Origin of the sequence: Pseudomonas sp. GV071 (assembly GCF_003050835.1) — a bacterium.
GTDB lineage: Bacteria > Pseudomonadota > Gammaproteobacteria > Pseudomonadales > Pseudomonadaceae > Aquipseudomonas.
The window spans coordinates 283,916-307,366 of the sequence record NZ_QAOJ01000004.1; the positions used below are offsets into that span (position 1 = coordinate 283,916).

The 23,451-nt window shown below is 59.6% G+C and carries 20 protein-coding genes and 1 riboswitch; of the genes, 11 read left to right on the forward strand and 9 right to left on the reverse strand.

What is annotated here, in order from left to right; genetic code table 11:
- Positions 1-288 precede the first annotated feature (288 nt).
- The 3 genes from C8K61_RS10050 to C8K61_RS10060 form a co-directional block, all read right to left on the reverse strand.
- Positions 289-1,659, reverse strand: a complete 1,371-nt coding sequence (locus C8K61_RS10050) for a DUF1329 domain-containing protein (protein ID WP_108096105.1) — start codon at positions 1,657-1,659, stop codon at positions 289-291.
- 30 nt (positions 1,660-1,689) lie between these two features.
- Entirely contained in the window at positions 1,690-3,591 is a 1,902-nt protein-coding gene (locus tag C8K61_RS10055) for a DUF1302 domain-containing protein (RefSeq protein ID WP_108096106.1), read from the reverse strand.
- 232 nt (positions 3,592-3,823) lie between these two features.
- A complete protein-coding gene (locus tag C8K61_RS10060) occupies positions 3,824-5,506 on the reverse strand; it encodes a fatty acid--CoA ligase (RefSeq protein ID WP_108096107.1) in 1,683 nt (560 codons plus the stop codon).
- Between the two features lie 225 nt (positions 5,507-5,731).
- On the opposite strand from C8K61_RS10060, the gene C8K61_RS10065 reads away from it, so the two are divergent.
- On the forward strand, positions 5,732-6,907 hold the full coding sequence (locus tag C8K61_RS10065; RefSeq protein WP_108096108.1) for an acetyl-CoA C-acyltransferase: 1,176 nt from the start codon (positions 5,732-5,734) through the stop codon (positions 6,905-6,907).
- Positions 6,908-6,990: 83 nt separating this feature from the next.
- Here the strand turns inward: C8K61_RS10065 and C8K61_RS10070 are convergent, their stop codons facing one another.
- Positions 6,991-7,623 carry a LysE family translocator gene (locus tag C8K61_RS10070; RefSeq protein WP_108096109.1) on the reverse strand — a complete coding sequence of 211 codons (633 nt, stop codon included), beginning with the start codon at positions 7,621-7,623 and terminating at the stop codon, positions 6,991-6,993.
- Between the two features lie 69 nt (positions 7,624-7,692).
- Between C8K61_RS10070 and C8K61_RS10075 the strand changes: the two genes are divergently transcribed.
- The 4 genes from C8K61_RS10075 to C8K61_RS10090 all read left to right on the forward strand — a co-directional run bounded on the left by C8K61_RS10075 (position 7,693) and on the right by C8K61_RS10090 (position 11,210).
- On the forward strand, positions 7,693-8,658 hold the full coding sequence (locus tag C8K61_RS10075; protein ID WP_108096110.1) for a 2-hydroxyacid dehydrogenase: 966 nt from the start codon (positions 7,693-7,695) through the stop codon (positions 8,656-8,658).
- 43 nt (positions 8,659-8,701) lie between these two features.
- Entirely contained in the window at positions 8,702-9,700 is a 999-nt protein-coding gene (locus C8K61_RS10080) for a class I SAM-dependent methyltransferase (protein WP_108096111.1), read from the forward strand.
- A 37-nt stretch (positions 9,701-9,737) separates the two neighbouring features.
- Positions 9,738-9,937: riboswitch (yybP-ykoY riboswitch) on the forward strand.
- Positions 9,938-9,957: 20 nt separating this feature from the next.
- On the forward strand, positions 9,958-10,542 hold the full coding sequence (locus tag C8K61_RS10085; protein ID WP_108096112.1) for a TMEM165/GDT1 family protein: 585 nt from the start codon (positions 9,958-9,960) through the stop codon (positions 10,540-10,542).
- Between the two features lie 224 nt (positions 10,543-10,766).
- Positions 10,767-11,210, forward strand: a complete 444-nt coding sequence (locus C8K61_RS10090; RefSeq protein WP_108096113.1) for a ketosteroid isomerase-related protein — start codon at positions 10,767-10,769, stop codon at positions 11,208-11,210.
- Positions 11,211-11,329: 119 nt separating this feature from the next.
- Here the strand turns inward: C8K61_RS10090 and C8K61_RS10095 are convergent, their stop codons facing one another.
- Positions 11,330-12,148, reverse strand: a complete 819-nt coding sequence (locus C8K61_RS10095) for a M48 family metallopeptidase (protein ID WP_108096114.1) — start codon at positions 12,146-12,148, stop codon at positions 11,330-11,332.
- A gap of 175 nt (positions 12,149-12,323) precedes the next feature.
- On the opposite strand from C8K61_RS10095, the gene C8K61_RS10100 reads away from it, so the two are divergent.
- Complete coding sequence (locus C8K61_RS10100; RefSeq protein ID WP_108096115.1) at positions 12,324-14,459, forward strand: methyl-accepting chemotaxis protein; 2,136 nt, start codon at positions 12,324-12,326, stop codon at positions 14,457-14,459.
- A gap of 239 nt (positions 14,460-14,698) precedes the next feature.
- On the opposite strand, the gene C8K61_RS10105 is transcribed toward C8K61_RS10100, so the two are convergent.
- Positions 14,699-15,202, reverse strand: a complete 504-nt coding sequence (locus C8K61_RS10105) for a phage infection protein (protein WP_108096116.1) — start codon at positions 15,200-15,202, stop codon at positions 14,699-14,701.
- A 241-nt stretch (positions 15,203-15,443) separates the two neighbouring features.
- Here C8K61_RS10105 and C8K61_RS10110 point away from each other — a divergent pair, with 241 nt between their 5' ends.
- Positions 15,444-15,881, forward strand: coding sequence for a nucleoside deaminase (locus C8K61_RS10110; protein WP_108096117.1), 438 nt, complete (start codon positions 15,444-15,446; stop codon positions 15,879-15,881).
- Between the two features lie 254 nt (positions 15,882-16,135).
- A complete protein-coding gene (locus tag C8K61_RS10115; protein WP_371919980.1) occupies positions 16,136-17,245 on the forward strand; it encodes a polyamine ABC transporter substrate-binding protein in 1,110 nt (369 codons plus the stop codon).
- Between the two features lie 143 nt (positions 17,246-17,388).
- Here C8K61_RS10115 and C8K61_RS10120 read toward each other — a convergent pair whose 3' ends face one another.
- The 3 genes from C8K61_RS10120 to C8K61_RS10130 all read right to left on the reverse strand — a co-directional run bounded on the left by C8K61_RS10120 (position 17,389) and on the right by C8K61_RS10130 (position 19,365).
- Positions 17,389-18,327 (reverse strand): glutathione S-transferase family protein, encoded by a 939-nt coding sequence (locus tag C8K61_RS10120; protein WP_108096119.1) that lies wholly within the window; start codon positions 18,325-18,327, stop codon positions 17,389-17,391.
- Between the two features lie 66 nt (positions 18,328-18,393).
- Positions 18,394-18,723 carry a GIY-YIG nuclease family protein gene (locus tag C8K61_RS10125; protein ID WP_256589402.1) on the reverse strand — a complete coding sequence of 110 codons (330 nt, stop codon included), beginning with the start codon at positions 18,721-18,723 and terminating at the stop codon, positions 18,394-18,396.
- Positions 18,724-18,894: 171 nt separating this feature from the next.
- On the reverse strand, positions 18,895-19,365 hold the full coding sequence (locus C8K61_RS10130; RefSeq protein WP_108096120.1) for a nuclear transport factor 2 family protein: 471 nt from the start codon (positions 19,363-19,365) through the stop codon (positions 18,895-18,897).
- Positions 19,366-19,485: 120 nt separating this feature from the next.
- Here C8K61_RS10130 and C8K61_RS10135 point away from each other — a divergent pair, with 120 nt between their 5' ends.
- The 3 genes from C8K61_RS10135 to algD all read left to right on the forward strand — a co-directional run bounded on the left by C8K61_RS10135 (position 19,486) and on the right by algD (position 23,321).
- Positions 19,486-20,430 carry a GlxA family transcriptional regulator gene (locus C8K61_RS10135; RefSeq protein WP_108096121.1) on the forward strand — a complete coding sequence of 315 codons (945 nt, stop codon included), beginning with the start codon at positions 19,486-19,488 and terminating at the stop codon, positions 20,428-20,430.
- Between the two features lie 53 nt (positions 20,431-20,483).
- Positions 20,484-21,263, forward strand: coding sequence for a peroxide stress protein YaaA (gene yaaA, locus C8K61_RS10140; RefSeq protein WP_108096122.1), 780 nt, complete (start codon positions 20,484-20,486; stop codon positions 21,261-21,263).
- A gap of 747 nt (positions 21,264-22,010) precedes the next feature.
- Positions 22,011-23,321, forward strand: a complete 1,311-nt coding sequence (algD, locus tag C8K61_RS10145; RefSeq protein ID WP_108096123.1) for a GDP-mannose 6-dehydrogenase — start codon at positions 22,011-22,013, stop codon at positions 23,319-23,321.
- Positions 23,322-23,451 lie beyond the last annotated feature (130 nt).

Here is a 23,451-nt window from a genome sequence, read left to right on the forward strand (position 1 = left end):
AGCCTAGCCCCTTGAACGGCGCATTTGAAGCATTAACCCGGCAAGACAGCGGTTTTTCCTACAAAACCAGACCAATCGCGTTCAGCCGCGATGCTCTGAGCGATATCAGCCGCAATACCAGTCCAGAGCGAGCTAGGTGAGGCAAGGCGCCCCGCAGCTTTTAAGCGCATCGTACTCCAGTACGTGAGCATTAAAAGCGAGGACGCAACGTAGCATCGCCGACGCGCAGCCGCTCGATCAGCCATAAAAAAACCGGCCCTGAGGCCGGTTCTTTTATGGCGCTAACGCTTACCGAACGCCGGATTGACGCAGAGCAGCTGGGGTGTAGTCAGACTCGGACGCTTTGAAGTCGAAATCGTAAGCCTGTTTCTCTTCGTTTTTCATGCCCAGGGCGATGTAGCGGCCGGAGAGCAGGTCATACAGGGTTTCCAGGGTGTACCACGGCACTTGCTTGTCGTAGTAGTACTCGGCATGGGCCTCGGCTACGCGCCACAGGGTGCCACGGCCGTCGTAGTGGTCGCCTTCGGAAACCTGCCAGGTGTCTTCGTCCAGGTAGAAGTCACGTTTGGCATAGATGTGGCGCTCGCCGGCTTTCAGGGTGCCGACTACGTGCCATACCCGGTGCAACTCGTAACGGGTCAGGTCCTGGTTGATGTGACCGGCCTTGATGATGTCCGCGTACTTCAGGTTCGGCGAATCGAGGCGGTAGTTGTTGTACGGAATGTAGATCTCTTTTTTGCCTTCGAGCTTCCAGTCGTAACGATCTGGCGCACCGTTGTACATGTCGAAGTTGTCCGAGGTACGCAGGCCATCGGCTGCGGTACCTGGGCCGTCATACGACACTTGCGGAGCGCGACGCACACGACGCTGACCGGCGTTGTAGATCCACGCCAGGCGCGGCTCTTTAACCTGGTCGAGGGTCTCGTGCACCAGCAGTACGTTACCGGCCAGACGCGACGGTGCAGTCACCTGTTGCTTGAAGTAGAACAGGATGTTGCTTGGCTTGCTGGCGTCGTAGTCGGTCAGGTTGGCGCGGAAAGTGAACTGATCCTGGAAGTACACCAGCGAGTAGGAACCGTTGGCCTGAGGCGTGGCCTGGGTGACCAGACGACGCAGGCTACCGCCGCGATAACGGGTGATCTGGTTCCAAATCGCTTCCACACCGTCCTTCGGAATCGGGAACGGATAGGCGGTCTCGAAGTTCTCCAGACCGTTGCCACCTTGAACCAGCTTGGTGTTTACGGCGTTTTTCTTCACCGCCGCTTGCACGTCAGCCGGCACGGTAGCGGTACGGTGAGTGGTGTACACCGGAATCTTGTAGGTTTCCGGGTAGCGTTTGAACATCGCGTACTGGCCAGGGGTGAGCTTGGCTTTGTACTGCTCGACGTTCTGCGCGGTGATGGTGAACAGCGGTTTTTCACTGGCGAACGGGTCGCTCAGAAAGCCCTTGCTGTCAGCGGTGCCGGCGTTCTTTGGCAGGCCACCAGTCCAGGCAGGAATGCTGCCATCGGCGTTGCCGGCCATTTCTGCGCCAACCGGGGTCAGGGTAGTACCGAGCTTGGCAGCTTCCTCGGCCGAAACGGCCGCCATCACGCTAGTAGCCAACAGCGACAGTGCCAGGGCAGCGCCAGTGTTGAGCAGACTCTTTGTTATTTTCATCGTCATACCTTCCTCAAAGTTGCTGTCTGCTTAGAAGTTCACGCCGAAGCTGAGTGCGGCGAAGTCGCGGTCAACCAGGGTGTTGTAGTCGCCACCGAAGAAGTTGGTGTAGGCAACGCTTGCGGTGTAGGTGTTTTGGTATTCAGCATCCAGGCCGACGCTGATTGCTTTAGCGCCTTCGTTGAACACACCGTTGGCACCGTAACCATTCACATCATGCGACCAGGCAACGTTCGGTTTCAGGTTGATACCAGCGAATACGCTGTTGTAGTCCCAGATTGCACGAGCACGGTAGCCCCAAGATGTGGCGGTAGCGAACCCGTCGTTATTGCAGTTTTCGCTGACGTTCTTGGCGTTAGGGCTACCGAGCGTACTGGTGTTGAGCAAGCGGCAAGCATTGTTTGGCAACTCGCCAGGACCATAGCTCGGGTCACGGCCATAGCGAACCTTCGAGGTGCTTTCCAGGCCACCGATATGGCTCACGCCAATTTCACCAACCAAGGTCAGACGCTCGGCGCCCATCACCTGATCAAAGAACTGCGTGAAGGTAGTTTGCAATTGAGTGATTTCTTTACGGTTATAACCGTGCAGATCTTCACCCGGCGTTCCTTTCAAAATCGAAGCGCTGTTGAACAACAGGAATCCAGCGGCAGCAGGGTTATAGGCTGAATTGCCCAGAGGAGTCAGACCGCCGTAAAGAATATCGGTAGTGTTGATTTGTACTGGCGCGTTTGGACGATAACTCAACTCACCACTCCAAGCGGTACCGGTGGGGAGAGTTGTGGAGAAGCTCAGGCCGTAGAGGCGGATGTCTTCCGGGTACTCCATGAAGTACTCGGAGTTACCCGCTACACGCAATGGTGTAAGTGCAGCCAAAGGCCCCAGCGTGTTGGCACGGTAGGCGGCAGCAGGTGCGCCATGACCGCTGAATACCGGTGCTCGGCTGTGGTAATTCATGAAGTAGGCGCCGAACTCAGTGTCCAGAGCGTCCGAGAAGTAACGGAACGCCGTACCCCATTGGCCGCTATCGCGGGCATCACGGTCGCCGCCACGCGGAACGATTACGCCCTCATCCGGATCTCCCCAAGTCACACCTTGAGCGCGCAGGGCGTTAACACCTGCCTGAGTGGCGGCAGCGCGCACGGCGTTCTCGGTGCGCAGAACAGCAAGGTTGTTATCGCAACCGTCGGCAACTACGTCAGCCTGTGCGAAGAAGGTGCCGCAGTTGTCGGCAACGGTCTGATCCCACTCCAGTTGATAGAAGGCTTCAGCCGACAGATTTTCGGTCAGACTTTGCTGCACGAAGAACATATTTACCGGGATCAAACCTTCTTTAATTTCTGCGCCTGGGCGGCGGAAAGCGGAGACGTCGATCGGGTTGATGGAGTTGATACCGTTCTGGATAAAAGTACTTTCACCCCAGCTCACAACCTGCTTACCCAAACGCACGGAGCCCGGCTGATCAGCTACTTGGTAGTTGTGATAGACAAAGGCGTCGAGGATTTGTGCACCGGAAGCCTGAGCACCTTCCTTACGGTTGTGATCGTCGATTTGCTTGAACTCGCGATCTTCATCTTTCTGTTCGAAGTCATACCAATACTTGCCACGCACGAATACGCCGGTGTCGCCGTATTTCAGCTCAAGGTCATGGATACCTTTGAAGATCTTCGAGAACGTCTGACCGCTCTTATAATTCAAGTGCGCATCATCAGAGGTTTGCGACAGGCTATCGCCGCCGTTGTTCACCCCGATCAGATCTTTATCAGGCCCGGTAGTAGACCAGCTCGCGCCCACCGACAGCGACGAGTCGAACGAGCCTTCGATTTCACCGACGTTAAAAGAAACTGCAAATGCGGGTGTGGCGAGGGTGGTGGCGAGGCTGACGGCCAGTGGCAGTTTTGCCCGGCGCCAGAACGTTCTTGTTGTTGTCATCGACGCTACTCCATGTTTGTTTTTTTGTTATGGATGGCAGCGACTATAGGTACAAGGTCGTACGAAATGATCCATCTAAAGTGTGATTTGAACGCGCCAACCACTCTGGAATGCAGGTTTCGGCGGTTTCAGAAGGGGTACAAAGGGCTACAAGTGGCGCAAGGCCAGCGCTTGAGGGGCCAAGCGCTTGCTTGGGGAGCGGGCCGTATGCGCTGTATACGGCCCGTTACAGTTACAGAGTGGACAAAAAGGCGCTGCCGGCCTCCTGCCATTGAGCGATATCCAGGCGAATACGTTTCTTATCCAGCTTGCCGACGCTGGTCTTGGGAATTTCGGTAACAAGGGCAATTTGCGAAGGGATCGCCCACTTGCTCAGCAGCCCCTGCTCCACGAATGGCTTGAGGTGTTCCTTCAGGCTCTTCGCGTCGAGGCTGTGTCCATCGCGGGCCACCAGCAAAGCAAACGGGCGCTCGCCCCACTGCGGGTCGGGAATTCCCACCACCGCCACTTCGCGCACGCCGGGGTGCCGGCTGACCAGGTCTTCGAGCTCGAGGGAGGAGATCCACTCGCCGCCGGTTTTGATCACGTCCTTGATCCGGTCGCGAATATCGATAAAGCCCATGTTGTCCAGGGTGGCCACGTCGCCGGTGTGCAACCAGCCGCCTTCCCACAGTTCTTCACTCTTCTGCGGTTCGCGGAAATACCCTTGAGTCAGCCACGGCGCTCGCAGCACCAGCTCACCCTGGGATTCGCCATCAGCGGGCAGGAAATTGCCGTCGGCATCAATGATCGCCGCTTCCACCAACGGCACCGGCACGCCAGCTTTGATCTTGTAGGTGGTGCGCTCGTCTTCGCTGCCGGCGAGCAACTCGTCGTTCATATGGGCGCAGGAAATCATCGGGCAGGTTTCCGACATGCCATAGGCTGCGGTCAGATGAATGCCGCGCGCCTTGGCTGCTTCGTACAAGGAGCGGTTCAGCGAGCTGCCGCCGATGATGATTTTCCAGCCGCTGAAGTTCACGTCCTGGGCGGCTTTGGCGTTCATCACCATTTGTAGAATGGTCGGTACGCAATGGGAGAAAGTGACCTTCTCTTTTTTCCATAAGCCCACCAACAATTCAGGGTCGTAACGGCCCGGGTACACCTGCTTGATACCCAGCATGGTGGCCACGTACGGCACACCCCAGGCATGCACGTGGAACATCGGGGTGATCGGCATATACACATCGTCGTTGGCCATCAGCCGCGGCGTGTGCACCGCGCCCATCATGCTGGCCATGCCCATGGTGTGCAGCACCAGTTGGCGGTGGGTGAAGTACACGCCCTTGGGGTTACCGGTGGTGCCGGTGGTGTAGAAGGTGGTGGCCACCGAGTTCTCGTCGAAGTCGGGGAAATCGTACTGCGGGCTGGCAGCAGCAAGCAGTTGTTCGTACTCGCCCACCAGGCCTGGCAGATCGGCCGTTTTGTCCGCGCCGTCGGTGAGCAGGATGGTTTTCTCGACGGTGGTCAGCGCACCTTTAATGCCTTGGTAAATCGGCAGGAATTCGCTGTTGACCAGCACCACGCGGTCGTCGGCGTGGTTCATGGTGTACAGAATCTGTTCCGGAGACAGGCGGATATTGATGGTGTGCAGCACCGCGCCGATCATAGGCACGGCGAACATGCATTCGAGGTAGCGGTGGCTGTCCCAATCCATCACGGCGACGGTGTCACCAGCCTTCACCCCGGCGTTGTTGAGCACGTTGGCCAGACGGGCCACGCGCTCATTGAAAGTCAGGTAGCTGTAACGCACCAGGTCGCGGTAAACGATCTCCCGGGTTTTCTCGTAGCGACTACCTGACAACAGCAAGCGTTTGATCAACAGCGGCGCTTGGTACGCGTTGTCAGCGGGTTGGATTACGCGGGTTTGCAGCATGGGGACACCTATACACACGGCCTAATGAAGTGAAACTACTGCGTTCGCTGCGTTTCACGCGGTCTTATAAGCGCACTCTAGAGCGGTGCGCGCCCTCATAAATCAACCAAAAGAATGATTTCGACGTGACTCTTTGGCCACTTTTAGTCACGAGGTAGAATCGGCTCCATCGGCCGGTATTCAGCGGCCGCACTACATGTACCAGAAGAACAAGAGGACAGCGAAATGAACGACATCGTTATCGTCAGCGGCGCCCGCACCCCCATGGGTGGTTTCCAGGGCAGCCTTTCCAGTGTGCCTGCCGTCGACCTCGGCGCCGTGGCGATCCGTGAAGCGGTACAACGCGCCGGTATCGATGCCGCCGATGTACAAGAAGTGATCATGGGTTGCGTACTGCCCGCCGGCCTCAAACAAGGCCCGGCCCGTCAAGCCTCCCTGAACGCCGGCCTGCCGAGTGCCACCGGCTGCACCACCATCAACAAGCTCTGCGGCTCCGGCATGAAAGCCGTGATGCTCGCCCACGACGCGCTCAAGGCTGGCACCAACAGCGTTATGGTCGCAGGCGGCATGGAGAGCATGTCCAACGCCCCGTACATTCTGGAAAAAGCCCGCACCGGCCTGCGCATGGGCCATGGCGAAATCAAGGACCATATGTTCCTCGACGGCCTGGAAGATGCTCGCACTGGTCGCCTGATGGGTTCGTTTGCTCAGGAAACCGCCGACAAATACGGTATCAGCCGCGAAGAGATGGACGCCTACGCCATCGAGTCGCTGAAGCGCGCGCAGAAGGCGATTGCCGACGGTTCGCTGAGCGCTGAAATCGTGCCGGTCACCGTTACCAGCCGTAAAGGCGAAGTGGTGGTGAAAGACGACGAGCAGCCGCTGAACGCCAACCTGGAAAAGATTCCTGGCCTGAAGCCGGCCTTCCGCAAAGACGGCACCATCACCGCCGCCAACGCCAGCTCGATCTCCGACGGCGCCAGCGCCCTGGTCCTGATGACCAGCGATGAAGCCGCTCGCCGTGGCCTCAAGCCACTGGCCAAGATCGTCGGCCACGCCACCCAGAGTCAGGACCCGAGCGAGTTCACCATTGCCCCGATTGGCGCCATGAGCAACCTGTTCGCCAAAACCGGCTGGAGCAAGAACGACGTCGACCTGTTCGAAATCAACGAAGCCTTCGCCATGGTCACCATGCTGGCCATGCGTGAACACGGCTTGGACCACGCCAAGGTCAACGTCTACGGCGGCGCCTGTGCCCAGGGCCACCCGGTGGGCTCCACCGGTTCGCGGATCATCCTCACCCTGATCAACGCCCTGAAAAACACCGGCGGTAAACGCGGTGTGGCGTCGTTGTGCATTGGTGGTGGTGAGGCGACTGCAGTGGCCATCGAGCTGCTGTAAACCTTCGCCAGAAACGAAAAAGCCCGGCTAATACGCCGGGCTTTTTTGTAGATAAACGATGCCGCTCCTACAAAGCTGCAGACTTACGGCATCCGCGCCAACGCCACCTTGACTCCCAACCCCACCAACACCACCCCCATCGCCCGATCAAACCAGTGCCCCATGCGTGAGAAGCCGGCGCGCACGCGCTCCTGGCTGAACAACCACGCCACCATGCAGAACCAGGTCGCAGTCGCCGCCGCCAGGTACACGCCATAGCCGGCCTGCACCAGCAACGGTGTATGTGGGTTGATCACCACGGTAAACAGCGAAAGGAAAAACAGCGTGGCCTTGGGATTGAGGCCGTTGGTAATAAAACCGCTGACAAAGGCGCCACGAGCTGTACGTTGCTGCGGTTCAACGAGCACCTGCTGCTCATCCCCCGCCACCGCCGGCTGCGCACGCAAGGCCTTGATGCCGATGTACACCAGGTACGCCGCCGCCAGCCATTTAAGGGCGCTGAACAGCACGATCGACTGCGACACGATCAGGCCGATGCCCAGCAACGAATAGGTGACGTGGAGGAAAATTGCGCAGCCCACACCCAAGGCTGTCCAGGTTCCGGCGCGGCGCCCATTGGCCACACTTTCGCGCACCACCACGGCGAAATCCGGGCCGGGGCTGGCGACCGCCAGCAGGTGAATCAGGGCAACGGTAAGAAACTCCGTCCAGTACATAGTGGCGCTCCGCAGTCTGTTAGGCTGGCAACGATACGCCCTCCCCCGACTGCAAAAAAGGTACAGCTGATGACCAACCACAGCCGCGCCGTGTTCCTCGATCACGACTCTCTTGACCTCGGCGACTTAGACCTCGCCCCGCTGCACGCGGCCTTTGACGAACTGACCCTGCATGCCGGCAGCGCCCCCGAACAGATTGCCGAACGCCTGCGCGACGTCACGGTGGCGATCACCAACAAAGCGCCGATTACGGCAGCCACCTTCGCCGCGTGCCCGCAGCTGAAACTGGTACTGGTCGCCGCCACCGGCACCAACAATGTCGACCTCGCTGCCGCCCGTGAACACGGCGTGGTGGTGAGCAACTGCCAAGGCTACGGCACCCCCTCGGTAGCCCAGCACACACTGATGTTGTTGCTGGCCCTGGCCACCCGTTTGCCCGATTACCAACAGGCGATTCGCGCGGGCAAGTGGCAGCAGGCCAAGCAGTTCTGCCTGCTGGATTTCCCCATCGTCGAGCTGGAAGGCAAAACCCTCGGCCTGCTCGGCCATGGCGAATTGGGAGGGGCGGTGGCCAAGCTGGCAGAAGCCTTTGGCATGCGCGTGCTGCTTGGTCAGATTCCCGGTCGCCCGGCCCGCCCCGACCGTTTGCCGCTGGCAGAACTGCTGCCGCAAGTGGACGCCCTGACCCTGCATTGCCCGCTCAACGAACACACCAAAGATCTGATCGACACGCCGCAATTGAACCTGATGAAGCCCACCGCCTACCTGATCAACACTGCACGCGGCGGGCTGGTCAACGAGCAGGCCCTGGCCGACGCCCTGCGCCGTGGGCATCTGGGTGGCGCGGCGACTGACGTACTGATTCAGGAACCGCCGGTTGACGGTAATCCGCTGCTGGACGACGACATACCGCGCTTGATCATCACCCCGCACAGCGCCTGGGGCGCCCGTGAAGCACGGCAACGCATCGTGACGCAAATGACCGAGAACGCTGCGGCGTTCTTCGACGGTGCGCCGCGACGGCAGGTCGGCTAAGCTGCCCCGCTTTTTTCCCGAGCGCTGATTCTAGGAGGCACCCATGGACCCGCGAAGCGAAGTGCTGCTGCGCCAACAGGCGCTGTTCACCGGCAACCTGCTGTTGGCCGGTCTGCCCGCCGACGACCTGCTCGGCCAATTGCCCAACGCCCATGGCTGGAGCTGGCACGCTGGCGACCATGGCAACCTCAATGCGCGCTTCCCGGACCGTTGCCACTTTGGTGTGGAACCGGGTGACCGAGCCTTCGATGGCGCCGTGGTGTTTCTGCCCAAATCCCGCGAGCTCACCGACTACCTGTTGCACGCTCTGGCCTCGCGCCTGGCCGGTCGCGAGCTGTTTCTGGTGGGGGAAAAACGCGCCGGTATCGAACGCGCGGCCAAACAACTGCAGCCCTTCGGCAAGCCGCGCAAACTCGACAGCGCGCGGCACTGCCAGCTGTGGCAAGTGACGGTGGAAAACGCTCCGGCAACCCCGGACCTCGACGCCCTGGCGCAGCGCTACGAACTGCCGCTGGACGATGGCACGCTCAGCGTTATCAGCCTGCCAGGCGTATTCAGCCACGGTCGCCTGGACCGCGGTACCGCGCTGTTTCTCGAGCACCTGGACAAGTTACCCACAGGCCATCTGCTCGACTTCGGCTGCGGCGCCGGGGTGCTCGGTGCGCTGCTCAAACGCCGCTACCCCGACAGCCAGGTGACGATGCTCGACGTCGACGCGTTTGCTGCCGCCAGCAGCCGTCTGACCCTGGCTGCCAACCAGTTGGAAGCCGAAGTAATCACTGGCGACGGCATCGACGCCGCGCCGAAAAACCTCATGGGCATCCTCACCAACCCGCCCTTCCACGAAGGCGTGCACACCCACTACCAGGCCACCGAACACCTGTTGCGCCAGGCGAAAAAACACCTGGAACACAAAGGCGAGCTGCGCCTGGTGGCCAACAGTTTTCTCAAATACACGCCGATTATCGAAGAGCACCTGGGGCCCTGCGCGGTGCTGGGAGAAGGCCAGGGGTTTCGGATTTATCGGGCAAAACGGCATTAATTTTGGCTTGCCGCTTACAGATTACTCGGGCAGAATCCGCCCCGTCCTAGGGGAGTAGTCTCCCGCAAGCAGGGTTTTCACACCCTGTTTCGCCCGGCCCGCGTCAACATACTTGCTCCACAGAGCATGGCGCGTGCGACCCAAGGTCCGCTCAGACGGACCCAGGGGTTTGACAAGACCTATGACACGTAACTCCTTACCCGGGGCGGGAAGTAGTTCGTGTCATAGCCGTGTCTACCCGCCCCTGAGGAAGCCTGATGCTTGATTCCCTTCTCGTTCCAACCGGTATTGTCGCCTTGGCTGAAATTGGCGATAAAACCCAGCTGCTCGCCTTGATTCTGGCGGCACGCTTTCGCAAACCCTGGCCGATCATCGCCGGTATCGTCGCCGCCACGCTGGCCAACCATGCTGCTGCGGGTGCCGTAGGCGCCTGGGTTGGCGGTCTGTTCTCGGATGTCGTTCTGCACTGGATTCTGGCCGTGAGCTTTGCCGCTACAGCGCTCTGGACCCTGGTGCCCGACAAGATCGACGACGACGAAACCACCACAGCAAAAAGCTTCGGCCCCTTCCTCACCACGCTGATTGCGTTCTTCCTCGCCGAGATCGGCGACAAGACCCAGATCGCTACCGTGATGTTGGCCGCGCAGTACCCGGAACTGTGGCTGGTGATTATCGGCACCACCCTGGGCATGTTGCTGGCCAACGTGCCGGTGGTATTGGCGGGTAATTTTGCCGCGGATAAATTGCCGCTGACCTTGATTCGCCGCCTCGCCGCTACAGCGTTTTTCATTCTGGCGGGTATCGCCATCTACAAGGCGCTGCAGGCTAGCGGGATGGTGTAAGCCTGCAAAATTCTGGGCCGGCCTTCGCTGGGGTGACGGTGGACGCTGAACAAATCACCGTCATTCCGGCGCAGGCCGGAATCCAGAATTTCGGACCTAACGGAAAACCCGAAGAAGCCGTTTATCTGACGCCATCCAACTGGCGTTTCGGCCAATGCCGAATGACGGCGGCGCCAGGCACAGTTTGCTGCGAAATTTCCCACAGCAAACCGCAGAGCGCCGCTATGTCATTGGATGATATGAAAAGGCTGGTTCGCCACCACATCGACCTGTCCTGGAACAAAGGTCGCACCGCCCTCGCCGAACAACTGCACAGCAAGAGTTTTATCTACAAAAGCTCGTTCGTCGGCCGCCCGCTCGACAGCGCCGCCTTTGGCCTGATGGTGCTGGAGATCCGCAACGCCATGCCTGACCTGGTGGTGGTGGTCGAAGAGATCCTCGCCGAAGGCAACAAGGTGTTCACCTGGTGTACCTTGATCGGCACCCTGGAAAAACCCACCCTCGGCTACCCGGCCAGCGACAAAGTGCTGAGCATCTCGGCCATGGCCTGCTGGACCCTCACCTGCGGCGGCGAGATCGAAGAGCTGTGCACCATCTTCGACATGGAAAGCTTCCGCGCCCAGCTCAATCTGCTCACCCGGCCTTTTGCGGAAGTGGCGCTGCCGTAGGGCTGGCTCTTGGTGGGAGGGGCTTTAGCCGCGAGCTTTTGCTCTATGCGAAACAAACCGTTTTCAGGTCCAGCCAGTCGCGGCTCAAGCCCCTCCCACAAGGGCCGCAAATTGCGGGCTTACTTCGACTTGGCCTGCTGATACAACGGCTCAACCTTGGGAATTGCCGCCTGCAACGAGGCAATCCGGCTGCTGCTGGCCGGGTGGGTACTCATGAATTCCGGCGGCGCGCCTTCGCTGGCCTTGGCCATTTTCTGCCACAGGGTGACAGCGGCATTCGGGTTGTAACCAGCACGGGCGGAGAGTTCGAGGCCGAGCAGGTCGGCTTCGTTTTCGTTCTCGCGGCTGTTGGGCAAGGTCATCCCGTACTCCGCCACGGCGTCAGCCAGCGCCAGGCTGTCCTGACCCAACCCGAGCAACGCACCCGCGCCCTGCTTGGCGATTTCCATGCCGTAGGCTTTGGACATGGCTTCGCGGCCATGCTCGCGCAAAGCGTGGGCGATTTCGTGGCCCATCACCGCCGCCAGCTCGTCGTCGCTGAGTTTGAGCTTATCGATCAAGCCGCTGTAGACGATGATCTTGCCGCCCGGGCCGCAGTTGGCGTTCATTTCGTCACTGTCGACCAGGTTGACTTCCCAGGCCCACTGCGCCGAGTCCGGGCGCAGCTTCGGTGCCTGGGCGATCAGGCGTTTGGCCACTGCATCGACGCGCTTGGCATTGGCACTGCTCTTGTCCAACTGGCCCTTGCCCTTGGCTTCGCTGAGGGTCTGCTGATAGGACTGCGCGTACATCTGGTTGACCTCTTGGGTCGACAGCATGCTGAACATGTATTGCTTGCGCCCGACACCCACGGAATCGCCGCTGGTGGTGTTGACGGCTTGGCAGGCGCTGAGCAGCAGGCAACCCGCCAGCGCGGTCAAACGAAAGGAATGCTTCATACCGGTCCTCCAATGACAGGGCTCGTATCCTAGTTCGCCCCACTTTGCGGAACAACCTTACTTGCACTCTGGCAATCGGCCATCTTTGCTACACAAAACACTGCGTTAATGCTTTCGCAAGTATCTGCCGATACGCCAGGGACCGGCTGCCAACAAGTTCGATGTGGGGGTTCCTATGCGCTTCAAATCCATCCAGTTTTCCGTGGCTCTGTTGGCTGGCGCCAGCGTGCTCGCCGTGGTTGTGGCACTGGTGCTGTACTCCCTGTTTGCCGGCGCGCGCACTCAGGACATGGTGAAAAGCAGTACCCAGAGCCTGCTCGAAGACATGATCAAACAGCGCCTGACCACCCTGGCTCAGGGTGAAATCAGCCAGATTCAGAAAGAATTGAATTACCCCCTGGTGGTGGCCACCAGCCTGGCGCAAACCAACGCCCTGATGGGCGAAACCGATGCGACGGGCGCAGCCGCCTTAGCCATCACCCGCGAGCAACTGACCAACCTTCTGCACAGCACCGTAGAAAAAAACCCCAAGCTGGTGGATGCCTACATCGGCTGGGAACCCAATGCCTTTGGCGAAGATGACGCCCGTTACGCCGGACAAACCGAAAACGCCTACGACGACAGCGGCCGTTACATGCCCTGGTGGTACCGCAAGCCCGACGGCAGCCTGACGGTAGAAGCCCTTGGCGGCGACATGGAAAACCCCAAGCTGCTGCCCACTGGCGTGCGAGCTGGCGAATATTACCTGTGCCCACGGGAAACCAAAGCGACCTGCATCATCGACCCGGCGCCGTATGAAATGGCCGGCAAAATGGTGATGCTCGCCTCGTTCAACGTACCCGTGATGGTCAAAGGTCAGTTCCGTGGGGTGGTCGGTGCCGACCTGACCGTCGACTTCATTCAGGAACTGCTCAACAGCGCCGACAGCAAACTGTATGACGGCGCTGGCGAGTTGGGGCTGATCTCCAACAATGGCCGCATGGTGGCGTTCACCAAAGACCCGAGCAAGCGCGGCGAACCCAGCGCGCAGGTGTTGCCGGGCATTGGCGACCTGAAGGCGCTGCCCTTGGGCCAACCGACGTTCAGCACCGATAAAGACAGTGGACAGATCCAGTTGCTGATGCCCTTCACCGTAGGCGACACCAACAGCCGCTGGACATTGCTGCTGCAACTACCGGAAAAGGCCGTTTACGCCGAGCTGAACAAGCTGCATCAGGATCTCAACGACCAGCGCCAGACCGATATTTTCGGCATGACGGTCGTGGGCCTGGTGATCGCCGGTATCGGTTTGCTGGTGATCTGGCTGGTGGGCTACGGCATCGCCCGGCCGCTGAAGCAGATGGTGCTGATGCTCGATGACATCGCCAAGGGCGATGGCGACCTGACCAAACGCTTGCAGGTGGACCGCGCCGACGAACTGGGGCAGATCGCCAATGGCTTCAACACCTTCCTCAACAAGCTGCAGAACATGATTCGCGATGTGGTCGGCTCGGTGCAGAAGGTCAGCGACTCGTCGGAAAACACCGCCGACATTGCCATCCGCACCAACGAAGGGGTGCAGCGGCAGATGGTCGAGATCGATCAGGTGGCCACCGCCGTGCACGAAATGACGGCCACTGCCCAGGACGTGGCACGCAACGCCACCCTGGCGGCGGAGTCGGCCAATGCCGCCGACCGCTCGGCCAACGAAGGCAAGCGCATCGTCAACAACACTTCGCAGGCCATTGCATCCTTGGCCACCGAAATCGGTCGCGCCGTGGCCGTGGTGCAAAACCTGGCCAAGGACAGCGAAAACATCAACGCCATCCTCACCGCCATCCGCGGCATTGCCGAGCAGACCAATCTGCTCGCGCTCAACGCCGCCATTGAGGCGGCGCGGGCGGGAGAACAGGGTCGTGGTTTTGCCGTAGTAGCTGATGAGGTGCGCAACCTGGCGCAGAAAACCCAGCAGGCCACTGAAGAAATCCAGGCCATGATCCAGCAGTTGCAACAAGGCACGCGCGAAGTGGTGAAGGTCATGGAAGACAGCCAGGGCAAGACCGACGACAGCGTGCGTCACGCTGCCGACGCGGCCGGCGCGCTGGATGCGATTACCGAGGCGGTGTCGGTGATCAACGACATGAACACCCAGATCGCCAGTGCCGCGGAAGAGCAAAGCGCGGTGGCCGAGGACATCAACCGCAACGTCACCAACATCGGCCAGGTGGCAGCGGAAGTGGCAGGCGGTGCAGATGAAGCCAGTCAGGCCAGTGCGGAGTTGACCAAACTCGCCGAGCAACAGCGGCGGTTGATCAATCAGTTCAGGGTGTAAAAGCCGTAGGTTGGGTTGAGCCAAAGGCGAAGCCCAACGATACGAAGGGGTTGGCCACCGCGCGGTTTTCGGACGTGATGGTGGCAGTTTTGAAGTGTTCTGCTTGGCAGCGGGGGGGCTGGCTTCTTTGTATCGTTGGGCTTCGCTTTGCTCAACCCAACCTACGCCTCGATGCCGTTGATCTTCAAACAACAAAAAGCCCGGCATCCGCCGGGCTTTGATTTTTACTGCGTCAGCAATCAGCTGATACGGCTAGTACCTACGCGATCAGCACCACCTTCGGCTACATGGTTGACGCCAGTGCGATCGGCACCACCTTCAGCTACGCGGTTGGCACCAGTGCGGTCGGAACCACCTTCGGCTACACGGTTGGCGCCAGTGCGGTCGGAACCACCTTCTGCTACGCGGTTAGCGCCAGTACGGTCGGAACCACCTTCTGCTACACGGTTGGCGCCAGTGCGGTCTGAACCACCTTCGGCTACGCGGTTAGCGCCAGTGCGGTCGGCACCACCTTCAGCTACGCGGTTGGCGCCAGTACGGTCCGAACCACCTTCTGCTACGCGGTTAGCGCCAGTACGGTCTGCACCACCTTCTGCTACGCGGTTAACACCGGTGCGGTCGGCACCGCTTTCTGCGACCACCGGGGAATTCAGTTGTTGGTACAGGTCGGTGGCGTGAACGGTTACTGCGCTAGCGGCCAATACAGAGAGGGTCAGGCTGAGGATCAGTTTGTTGGTTTTCATGACGTTTGCTCCAGAAGGTGTTTTGAGAAGTTGTTTTGCTTGGTGTGGAGCTAGTGTTGATCGAATCAATTTGATTAAAAAGCGCAAATATCCGGTAAAACATATCTACTTATTCGATATAAATGGAAAAATGACGGTCTTTCAGGCAGTTAACCCAACGCCAAGTCGCTCTGGCGGAGGGGAAAAGACTGCTCTAGGGTAAGGCTCACAGCCATTTACGGCCCTGACCCGAGGAGAAACCATGGACGCCTTTATGCAAGCGGCAATCGAGGAAGCACAGCTGGGGTTGGCCGAAGGCGGCATTCCCATTGGTTCGGTGCTGGTGCATGACGGCCGCATCATCGGCCGCGGGCATAACCGCCGGGTGCAGGAAGGCAGTGTGATCAAGCATGGCGAAATGGACGCCCTGGAAAACGCCGGCCGCCAACCGGCCAGCCTGTACCGCGAGGCGGTGCTCTACACCACCCTGTCGCCCTGCCCGATGTGCAGCGGTGCGATTCTGCTCTACGGCATTCGCCGGGTGATAGTCGGTGAGAACCAGACCTTTATGGGCGACGAAGCGCTGCTGCGCTCACGCGGGGTGAACGTCGATGTGCTGCAGAACCACAGCTGCGTGGCGATGATGGAGCAGTTCATCGCCGAGCAACCGCAGCTATGGAATGAAGATATCGGCGAATAAGCCCAGTGAGCGTTGTGCAGGGTGCGCTGAGCGCACCTTTGTGAAGCGCCGATACAGCTCGCGTTACGCCCTTCTCCCGCGTCGATTTTCCTCGCGTGCACGCGCGCACGACACCCCGCCTGCCAGCCCCTAGATTCGAGCCACTGCCCGCTTTACCTATTGCGCGCTGCCCCGCGTGTGCGGTGTGGCATCACGTCAACGAATCGCCGCCGGCTTAAAAATTCCAACAACCGGCACGGTTCACTGGAGTAAGCATGATGAAAGGCTCGTTCGGCAAAACCACACTCAGCTGTGCTATCGGTCTTTTAATGGGGATCTCGCTGCAAGCCACGGCAGCGCAGCAGGAAATTCACTTCGCCAACTGGGGCGACTACGTTGGCCCGACCACCTTCGCCGACTTTGAAAAAGAAACCGGCATCAAAGTGGTGCTGGAACCCTTCGACTCCAACGCCATTCTGGAAACCAAGCTGCTCACCGGCAACTCCGGCTATGACGTGGTAGTCACCCCCGCCGACTTTCTCGCCCGTCAGGTAAAAACCGGCCTCTATGCCCCGCTGGACATGGCGCAACTGCCTAACAGCAAAAATCTCAATCCGTCGTTGCTCAAGCGCCTGGAAACCTCCGACCCAGGCAACAAATTTGCCGTGCCCTATCTGTGGGGCACTGTCGGCATCGGTTACAACGCTGAAAAAGTCAAAGCGGCGTTTGGCGACCACGCGCCGGTCAACAGCTGGGACCTGGTGTTCAAACCCGAGAACCTGGCCAAGCTCAAAGGCTGCGGCGTGGCCATGCTCGATGAGCCGACCAAGATCATTCCGCTGGCCATGCTCTACCTGGGCCTTGACCCCAACAGCGAAAAAACCGAAGACATCGCCGCCGCCACCAAGCTGCTGAAAACCCTCAAACCATCGATCACCTACTTCAACTCCACCAAGTACATCGCCGACCTGGCCAACGGTGATATCTGCGTCGCTGTCGGCTTCTCCGGTGATGTGCTGCAAGCGCGGCAAAGCGCGATCGATGCCGGCAACAAAAACACCGTCGCCTACAGCCTGCCGGACCAGGGCAGCAACATCTGGTTCGACAACCTGGCGATTCCTAAAACCGCCAAAAACGCTGCCGGCGCCCACGCCTTCATCAATTACCTGCTGCGCCCGGACGTGATTGCCAAGATCAGCAACTACCTGCACTACGCCAACCCCAACACCCCTTCGCAGCCACTGCAGGATCAGGCTGTACGGGAAAATCCGGCGATCTACCCGGACGAAAAACTGATCGACAAAATGTTTGTCAGCCTGCCGCCATCGCAAGCCGCGATGCGCGTGATCACACGCAACTGGAGCGCGATCAAGTCGGGGATCTGATTTAAAAAGCGCACACAAAAACGCCCGGTCATTGCCGGGCGTTTTTGTTCATATCTCGCGTAGGAGCGGCTTCAGCCGCGATGCTCTTGATTTTTCGTTTCCAGGAATCGCGGCTGAAGCCGCTCCTACGAGATCGAGGCTGCTTAGGCCTGCGCTTCGATCTTGAAGCCATACCGCGGGAAGTGCACATGCACCACACCGCCACGGGGATCTTCGCGACGCAGAATCAGCTCCTCACGACCGGCATACACCAGCTCACCGGCCACTGGATCAACACCGTAATCGGTAGCGGCAATGATCACCTGCTGGCCGGCCTTGAACCCATTCGGGTCTTCAAACACTTCATCCGGCAGCGGCGCGGGCGTAGCGCTGCGCGCCACGTCCAAGGCTTCCTCGGCTGTCATCGGCGTCGACGAGCCATGGCCAAAACCGAGCACGCGGCCCAGCCAGGCGGATACCAGCGGATAGTTATCCACCAGCGGCGAGGTCACCGGCGTGGCTTTGAGGAACCACAGTTGGTGGGCCAGGGCGAAGTCGGCATGGCTGGCTTCGCCGAACAGGAAGTCACTGCCACTGGCATCGAACTGGTGCTCCAGACGCGCCATCAGTTGTGGCCACTGGTGCTGCGCTTGCGCCAACGGCACACGGGCCGCAGTGCCACCGCTGAACAGACCAGCGCGGTCAGCGATAAAGGCTTTCACCGCTTCGGGCGGCAATTTGCCAAAACGGATGGCCACCGAATCCGGCTGAAACACCAACGCCACGGCATGCTGAAACAGCACCGAGTCGATCCAGTTGGTAAAGCCGGTGATGGCAAACAATTGCTCAGCCGGGAACAGCGCCGGCGTGGCCTTCTCCGCTTCCAGGCGGCGAGCGATCAGCGCGGTATCGCAGTAGATATCGGCGCCAACCTGCAGCACCGGGGTTTTCCGGTAGCCGCCGGTGAGGGCCACCAGATCCGGCTTGGGCATCACCGGCGAAATCATTACCGAGCGCCAGGACAGCTGCTTGAAACCCAGCATCAGGCGGGTTTTTTCGGCGAACGGCGAAGTGGGGTAATGGTGCAGGATCAACTCGTGCATAGCAGGCTCCGGGGGCGCTTGATGAACGCTGAAGCTTACGCGGCTCCACCGCCCCGGCCTACCCAATCAGGCTGATGACACGTCATAACCGGGTTGAATCGCCGCCCAGGCAAGCACCAGGTTTTCCTTGGCCTTTTTGCTCAGGCGCTTGATCGTGCGCTCACGGCGCAATGCATCGCCCTTGCCCGCACAACTCTCGACATACACCAAGGCCACCGCCGGGCTCGAATAGAAAAACCGCGCGCCCTTGCCACTCTGGTGCACAGCGAAACGACGTTGCGCGTCGTCGCTGATACCGCAGTACAACGCACCATTGGCGGCGCGGACGAGGTAGACGAACCAGGGTTTACCTGCAATTTCGACGACAGGCGTCGGGAGAGATTCGGGCAACGGCAACGAGATAAGCCTGCAAGTAAATAGAAGTCATCCCCGTCGTCCCAGCGCAGGCTGGGACCCAGATTCTAGGGTCGAACCGAGAACGTCGTAACGTCCAACATTCTGGGTCCCAGCCTTCGCTGGGACGACGGAGTTGGGGCCGCTATGGTAACCGAGGCCTCCTCAGAATATTCAGCGCCCCGCCCGAAATGCCGCCAACCCTTTCCCCGCCTGCTTGCGAATCGCCCCCTGCACCAGCGGCGTCCAGCCCAGCAACGCACCCTTCGCGCCCAGCGCCTGTGCCGACCATTTCCACAAATCGAAGTGGTCGTGGTGCTCGACGATCTTGCCATCACGAAATACGAAGTTGGCCTGGATCCGATTGACCACCATGCGCCCGGTGCCGCTGAACAGGTAGGTGGCCACCCACTTGGCGCTGCCGGTGTGCTCGTCGGCCTGCACGTCGGAGAAATCGAGGGAGAAGTTCTGCGCACGGCTGGTGAGCATGCGCCACATGTCACCCGCTTCTGCACCCTTCAGGTTGGGGAATACGGGATCACTGAACTGCACGTCGTCGGCGTAGCAGGCGGCCATGGCTTCAGCGTCCTGGCGCTGGAAGGCCTGGTAGAAGCGGGTGATAAGTTCGGCGTTGGGGTGGCTCATGGCAGCTCCGGTGTGGATAAAGGGTGGCCCATTGTCGAGGCGTCAGCGCCGTCCGGCGATTGGCTATATCGACAACTTTGTGTCAAATATAGCCAATATTCCCGTCTGGTTAGCCTCCTCATGCTGCGTATCGCTCTGTATGTTTGCCCGCAAACCGTGTGCTCGAGCCTGAGCATGGCAATGGATGCGTTTCAGTTGGCCAACCAGTTGGCGGGCGAGCGGGTGTTTCAGCTGCAACGGTTCAGCCTGGATGGCCATGGGGTGGATTTGCAGTTCGCCCGTATCAATGTCAACGGTGCGCTGCGTCTGGCGGAAACAGCGGATCTGGTTTTGCTGCCCGCCACCGGCAGTGCTATCGATACCACCCTGAGCAGTAATGCCGCGCTGCTGCCCTGGCTGGCAGCGCAGGTGTCCCAGCGTTACCTGGCCAGCCTGTGCAGCAGCGCGTTTCTGTTGGGCGCAGCCGGCGTGCTCGACAACCGCACGGCCACCACCCACTGGAGCCTGGCGTCGACCTTTCGCCAGCGCTTTCCCTTGGTGAAGTTGCAGGCGGAGCACTTGCTGACCCATGACGGGCCGGTGTTCTGCTCGGGGGGCGCCCAAGCTGGCCTGGACTTGTGCCTGTACCTGATTGCCTGGCATGCCGGTGCCGATCTGGCGCAGAAGGTGGCAGCGGCGCTGGTGTTTGAACACCACCGCGGTGAGCAAACGCGCTTTGAGCCGTTGCTGCCGGAGACGCCACGCAACGACCCGCTGCAGCCGCTCCTGCGGTGGATGCAGCAGCACTACGCACAAGCACTGGACCTGCAGCGCCTGGCCGAGCAGGCCAATTGCTCACCGCGCACCCTGCTGCGGCGTTTTCGCGCCAGCACCGGGCTGACGCCCAATGAGTACCTGCAGCGCTTGCGCATCAGCGCCGCGCAGGCGGCGTTGCGCCAGCCCGCACGCTCGCTGGAACAGGTGGCCGCGCAGGTCGGTTTCGGCGACCGTGCGGCCTTTGCCAAGCTGTTCAAGCTGCTCTGCGGTGAGACGCCAGGCGCCTATCGCCAGCGCCTACGCGGCTAAGACAAAAGCCTTGGCAGCGCTTAGAATCGCCGCTGCCTTTAGGAGACGCTCCCATGCTGATGGTGATTTCACCCGCCAAGACCCTGGACTACGACACCCCACCGGTCACCTCCCGCCACACCCAGCCGCAACACCTGGACCACGCTCAGGAACTGATCAGCCAGCTGCGCGATTTCAGCCCGGCGCAGATTGCCGAGCTGATGCACCTGTCCGACAAACTCGCCGGCTTGAATGCCGCGCGCTTTGGCAGTTGGACACCCAAGTTCACCGCCAAAAATGCCAAGCAGGCACTGCTGGCGTTCAAGGGGGATGTGTACACCGGCATGCACGCCGAAGACTTCAGCGAAGACGACTTCGACTTTGCGCAAAAACACCTGCGCATGCTCTCCGGCTTATACGGCGTATTGCGCCCGCTGGACCTGATGCAGCCCTACCGCCTGGAAATGGGCACCAAGCTCGCCAACGCCCGCGGCAAAGACCTGTATGCGTTCTGGGGCGACAACATCAGCGCCTGGCTGAACCAGGCACTCAAAGCCCAAGGCGATGATGTGCTGCTGAACCTGGCCTCCAACGAATACTTCGGCGCGGTGAAACGCCCGGCGTTGAAGGGCCGGATCATCAACACCGACTTCAAGGACATGAAAAACGGCCAATACAAGATCATCAGCTTCTACGCCAAAAAAGCGCGCGGCATGATGGCCCGCTTCGTGATCAAGGAACGCCTCACCGACCCGACCGGCCTCAAAGACTTCAACTACCAGGGCTACCGCTTCGATGCGGCGCAGTCCAAACCGGACCACCTGATCTTCCTGCGCGACGCGGCAGAGGATTAAAGCATCGCGGCTGACCGGAGCGGCCGCTCCGGTCAGCCGCAATCCCTGCAAACGACACTCCGCGCTGTTATCTCGACGCCAATATCTCCGCACTTTCCCGCTATACAACTTATAACCAGCTAAAGTTCCCCGACCGTTGATTTGGGACTTCGCCGTGGATTGTCCTACGTTTAGCTGATGGCACTTTAACCAATCTTTAGTACTGGCAAAAAGTTATTGCAGCGCTTCACGCCCGCTACTCGGCGGCATGCAGCGCGCCTGCCATTACATTGCAATCATCGTATTTCTCCTCTGTATATTCCCCTGCTGCTAAACTCTGACGAACGGTAGGAACTATCATTAAATCGACGGGCTCATAACCCCGTAACGACTTTTTACAGGTTGGCTTTCTTAGTGCTGCCCCGCACTGGCCACCCTAACTTGCTGAATAAGCCGTAGTTGTTTATTCGCTATAAGTCGGCACATGGAATTGGCTCTTAACGAACCAACAAATGATGGAGAAGCAGGTAGAAGCAGACCTACTGCAAAAGCCTCACCAAGGCTCTACGACCAGTGTTGGAGCGTAGGCCTAAGATCCGGGCGCATCCCTTTTACAACATGCCCAAACACGCATTCATTTAGTTGGATGTGACGTACTTATTATGCCTGCGCTTTGGTAATTACAACTTACCCAGCGCACAACAAGGGCGATGGTTAATCAAACCATCCACTGTTTAACGGCGTAACTCACAGTAATAGGTGAATACAATGCGTATTAGCATTTTTGGTTTAGGTTATGTCGGCGCAGTATGTGCCGGTTGCCTGTCTGCACGCGGCCACGAAGTTGTCGGCGTGGATGTTTCAACCGCCAAGATTGACCTGATCAACAATGGCAAATCGCCGATCGTTGAACCTGGGCTGGAAGCCTTATTGCAACAAGGTATCGACACCGGCCGCCTGCGTGGCACCACCGACGTTGCCGGAGCGATTCGCGATACCGAACTTTCAATGCTGTGTGTCGGCACCCCAAGTAAAAAGAATGGCGACCTGGAACTGGATTACATCGAGTCGGTTTGCCGTGAAATCGGTTTTGTTCTGCGTGATAAAACCCAGCGCCACACCGTGGTCGTGCGCAGTACCGTACTGCCCGGCACGGTTAAAAATGTGGTGATCCCTATTCTGGAAGATTGCTCCGGGAAAAAAGCCGGGGTGGACTTCGGTGTCGCGGTGAACCCCGAGTTCCTGCGTGAAAGCACCGCGATCAAAGATTACGACCACCCACCGATGACCGTCATTGGTGAGTTGGACAAACAATCGGGCGACGCCCTCGAGTCGCTGTACAGCGAGTTGGACGCGCCGATCATCCGCAAAGACATCGAAGTCGCCGAGATGATCAAGTACACCTGCAATGTATGGCACGCGGCCAAGGTCACCTTCGCCAACGAGATCGGCAACATCGCCAAAGCGGTGGGCGTGGATGGCCGCGAAGTGATGGACGTGGTTTGCCAGGACAAAACCCTCAACCTCTCGCAGTACTACATGCGCCCGGGCTTTGCCTTCGGCGGCTCGTGCTTGCCCAAGGACGTACGCGCCCTCACCTACCGCGCTGGCCAACTGGACGTCGAACACCCGATGCTCGGCGCCATCATGCGCAGCAACGTCGCCCAGGTGCAGAACGCCTTCGACATCATCGCCAGCCACGACAAACGCAAAGTCGCCCTGCTGGGCCTGAGTTTTAAAGCCGGCACCGATGACCTGCGCGAAAGCCCGCTGGTGGAGCTGGCCGAGATGCTTATCGGCAAAGGCTTCGACCTGTCCATCTACGACAGCAACGTCGAATACGCCCGCGTTCACGGCGCCAACAAGGACTACATCGAGTCGAAGATCCCCCACGTTTCCTCGTTGCTCAACAGCGACTTCGAGAAGGTCGTGGATGACTCCGACATCATCGTTCTGGGCAACCGCGACGAGCGTTTCCGGGCACTGGCGCAGCATGCCCCCGAGGGCAAGCAAGTGGTCGATCTGGTGGGTTTCATGAAGCACACCACCAACGGCACTACCGAAGGCATCTGCTGGTAGCCGTAAGGCCGAAATAACCGTCATTCCCGCGCAGGCGGCGGTCCGACGATTCGGAATCCAGACTTCCTCAGGCAATCGCATTTGCCGCCCCTGGACCCCAGCCTTCGCTGGGGTGACGGCTAGTCTATAA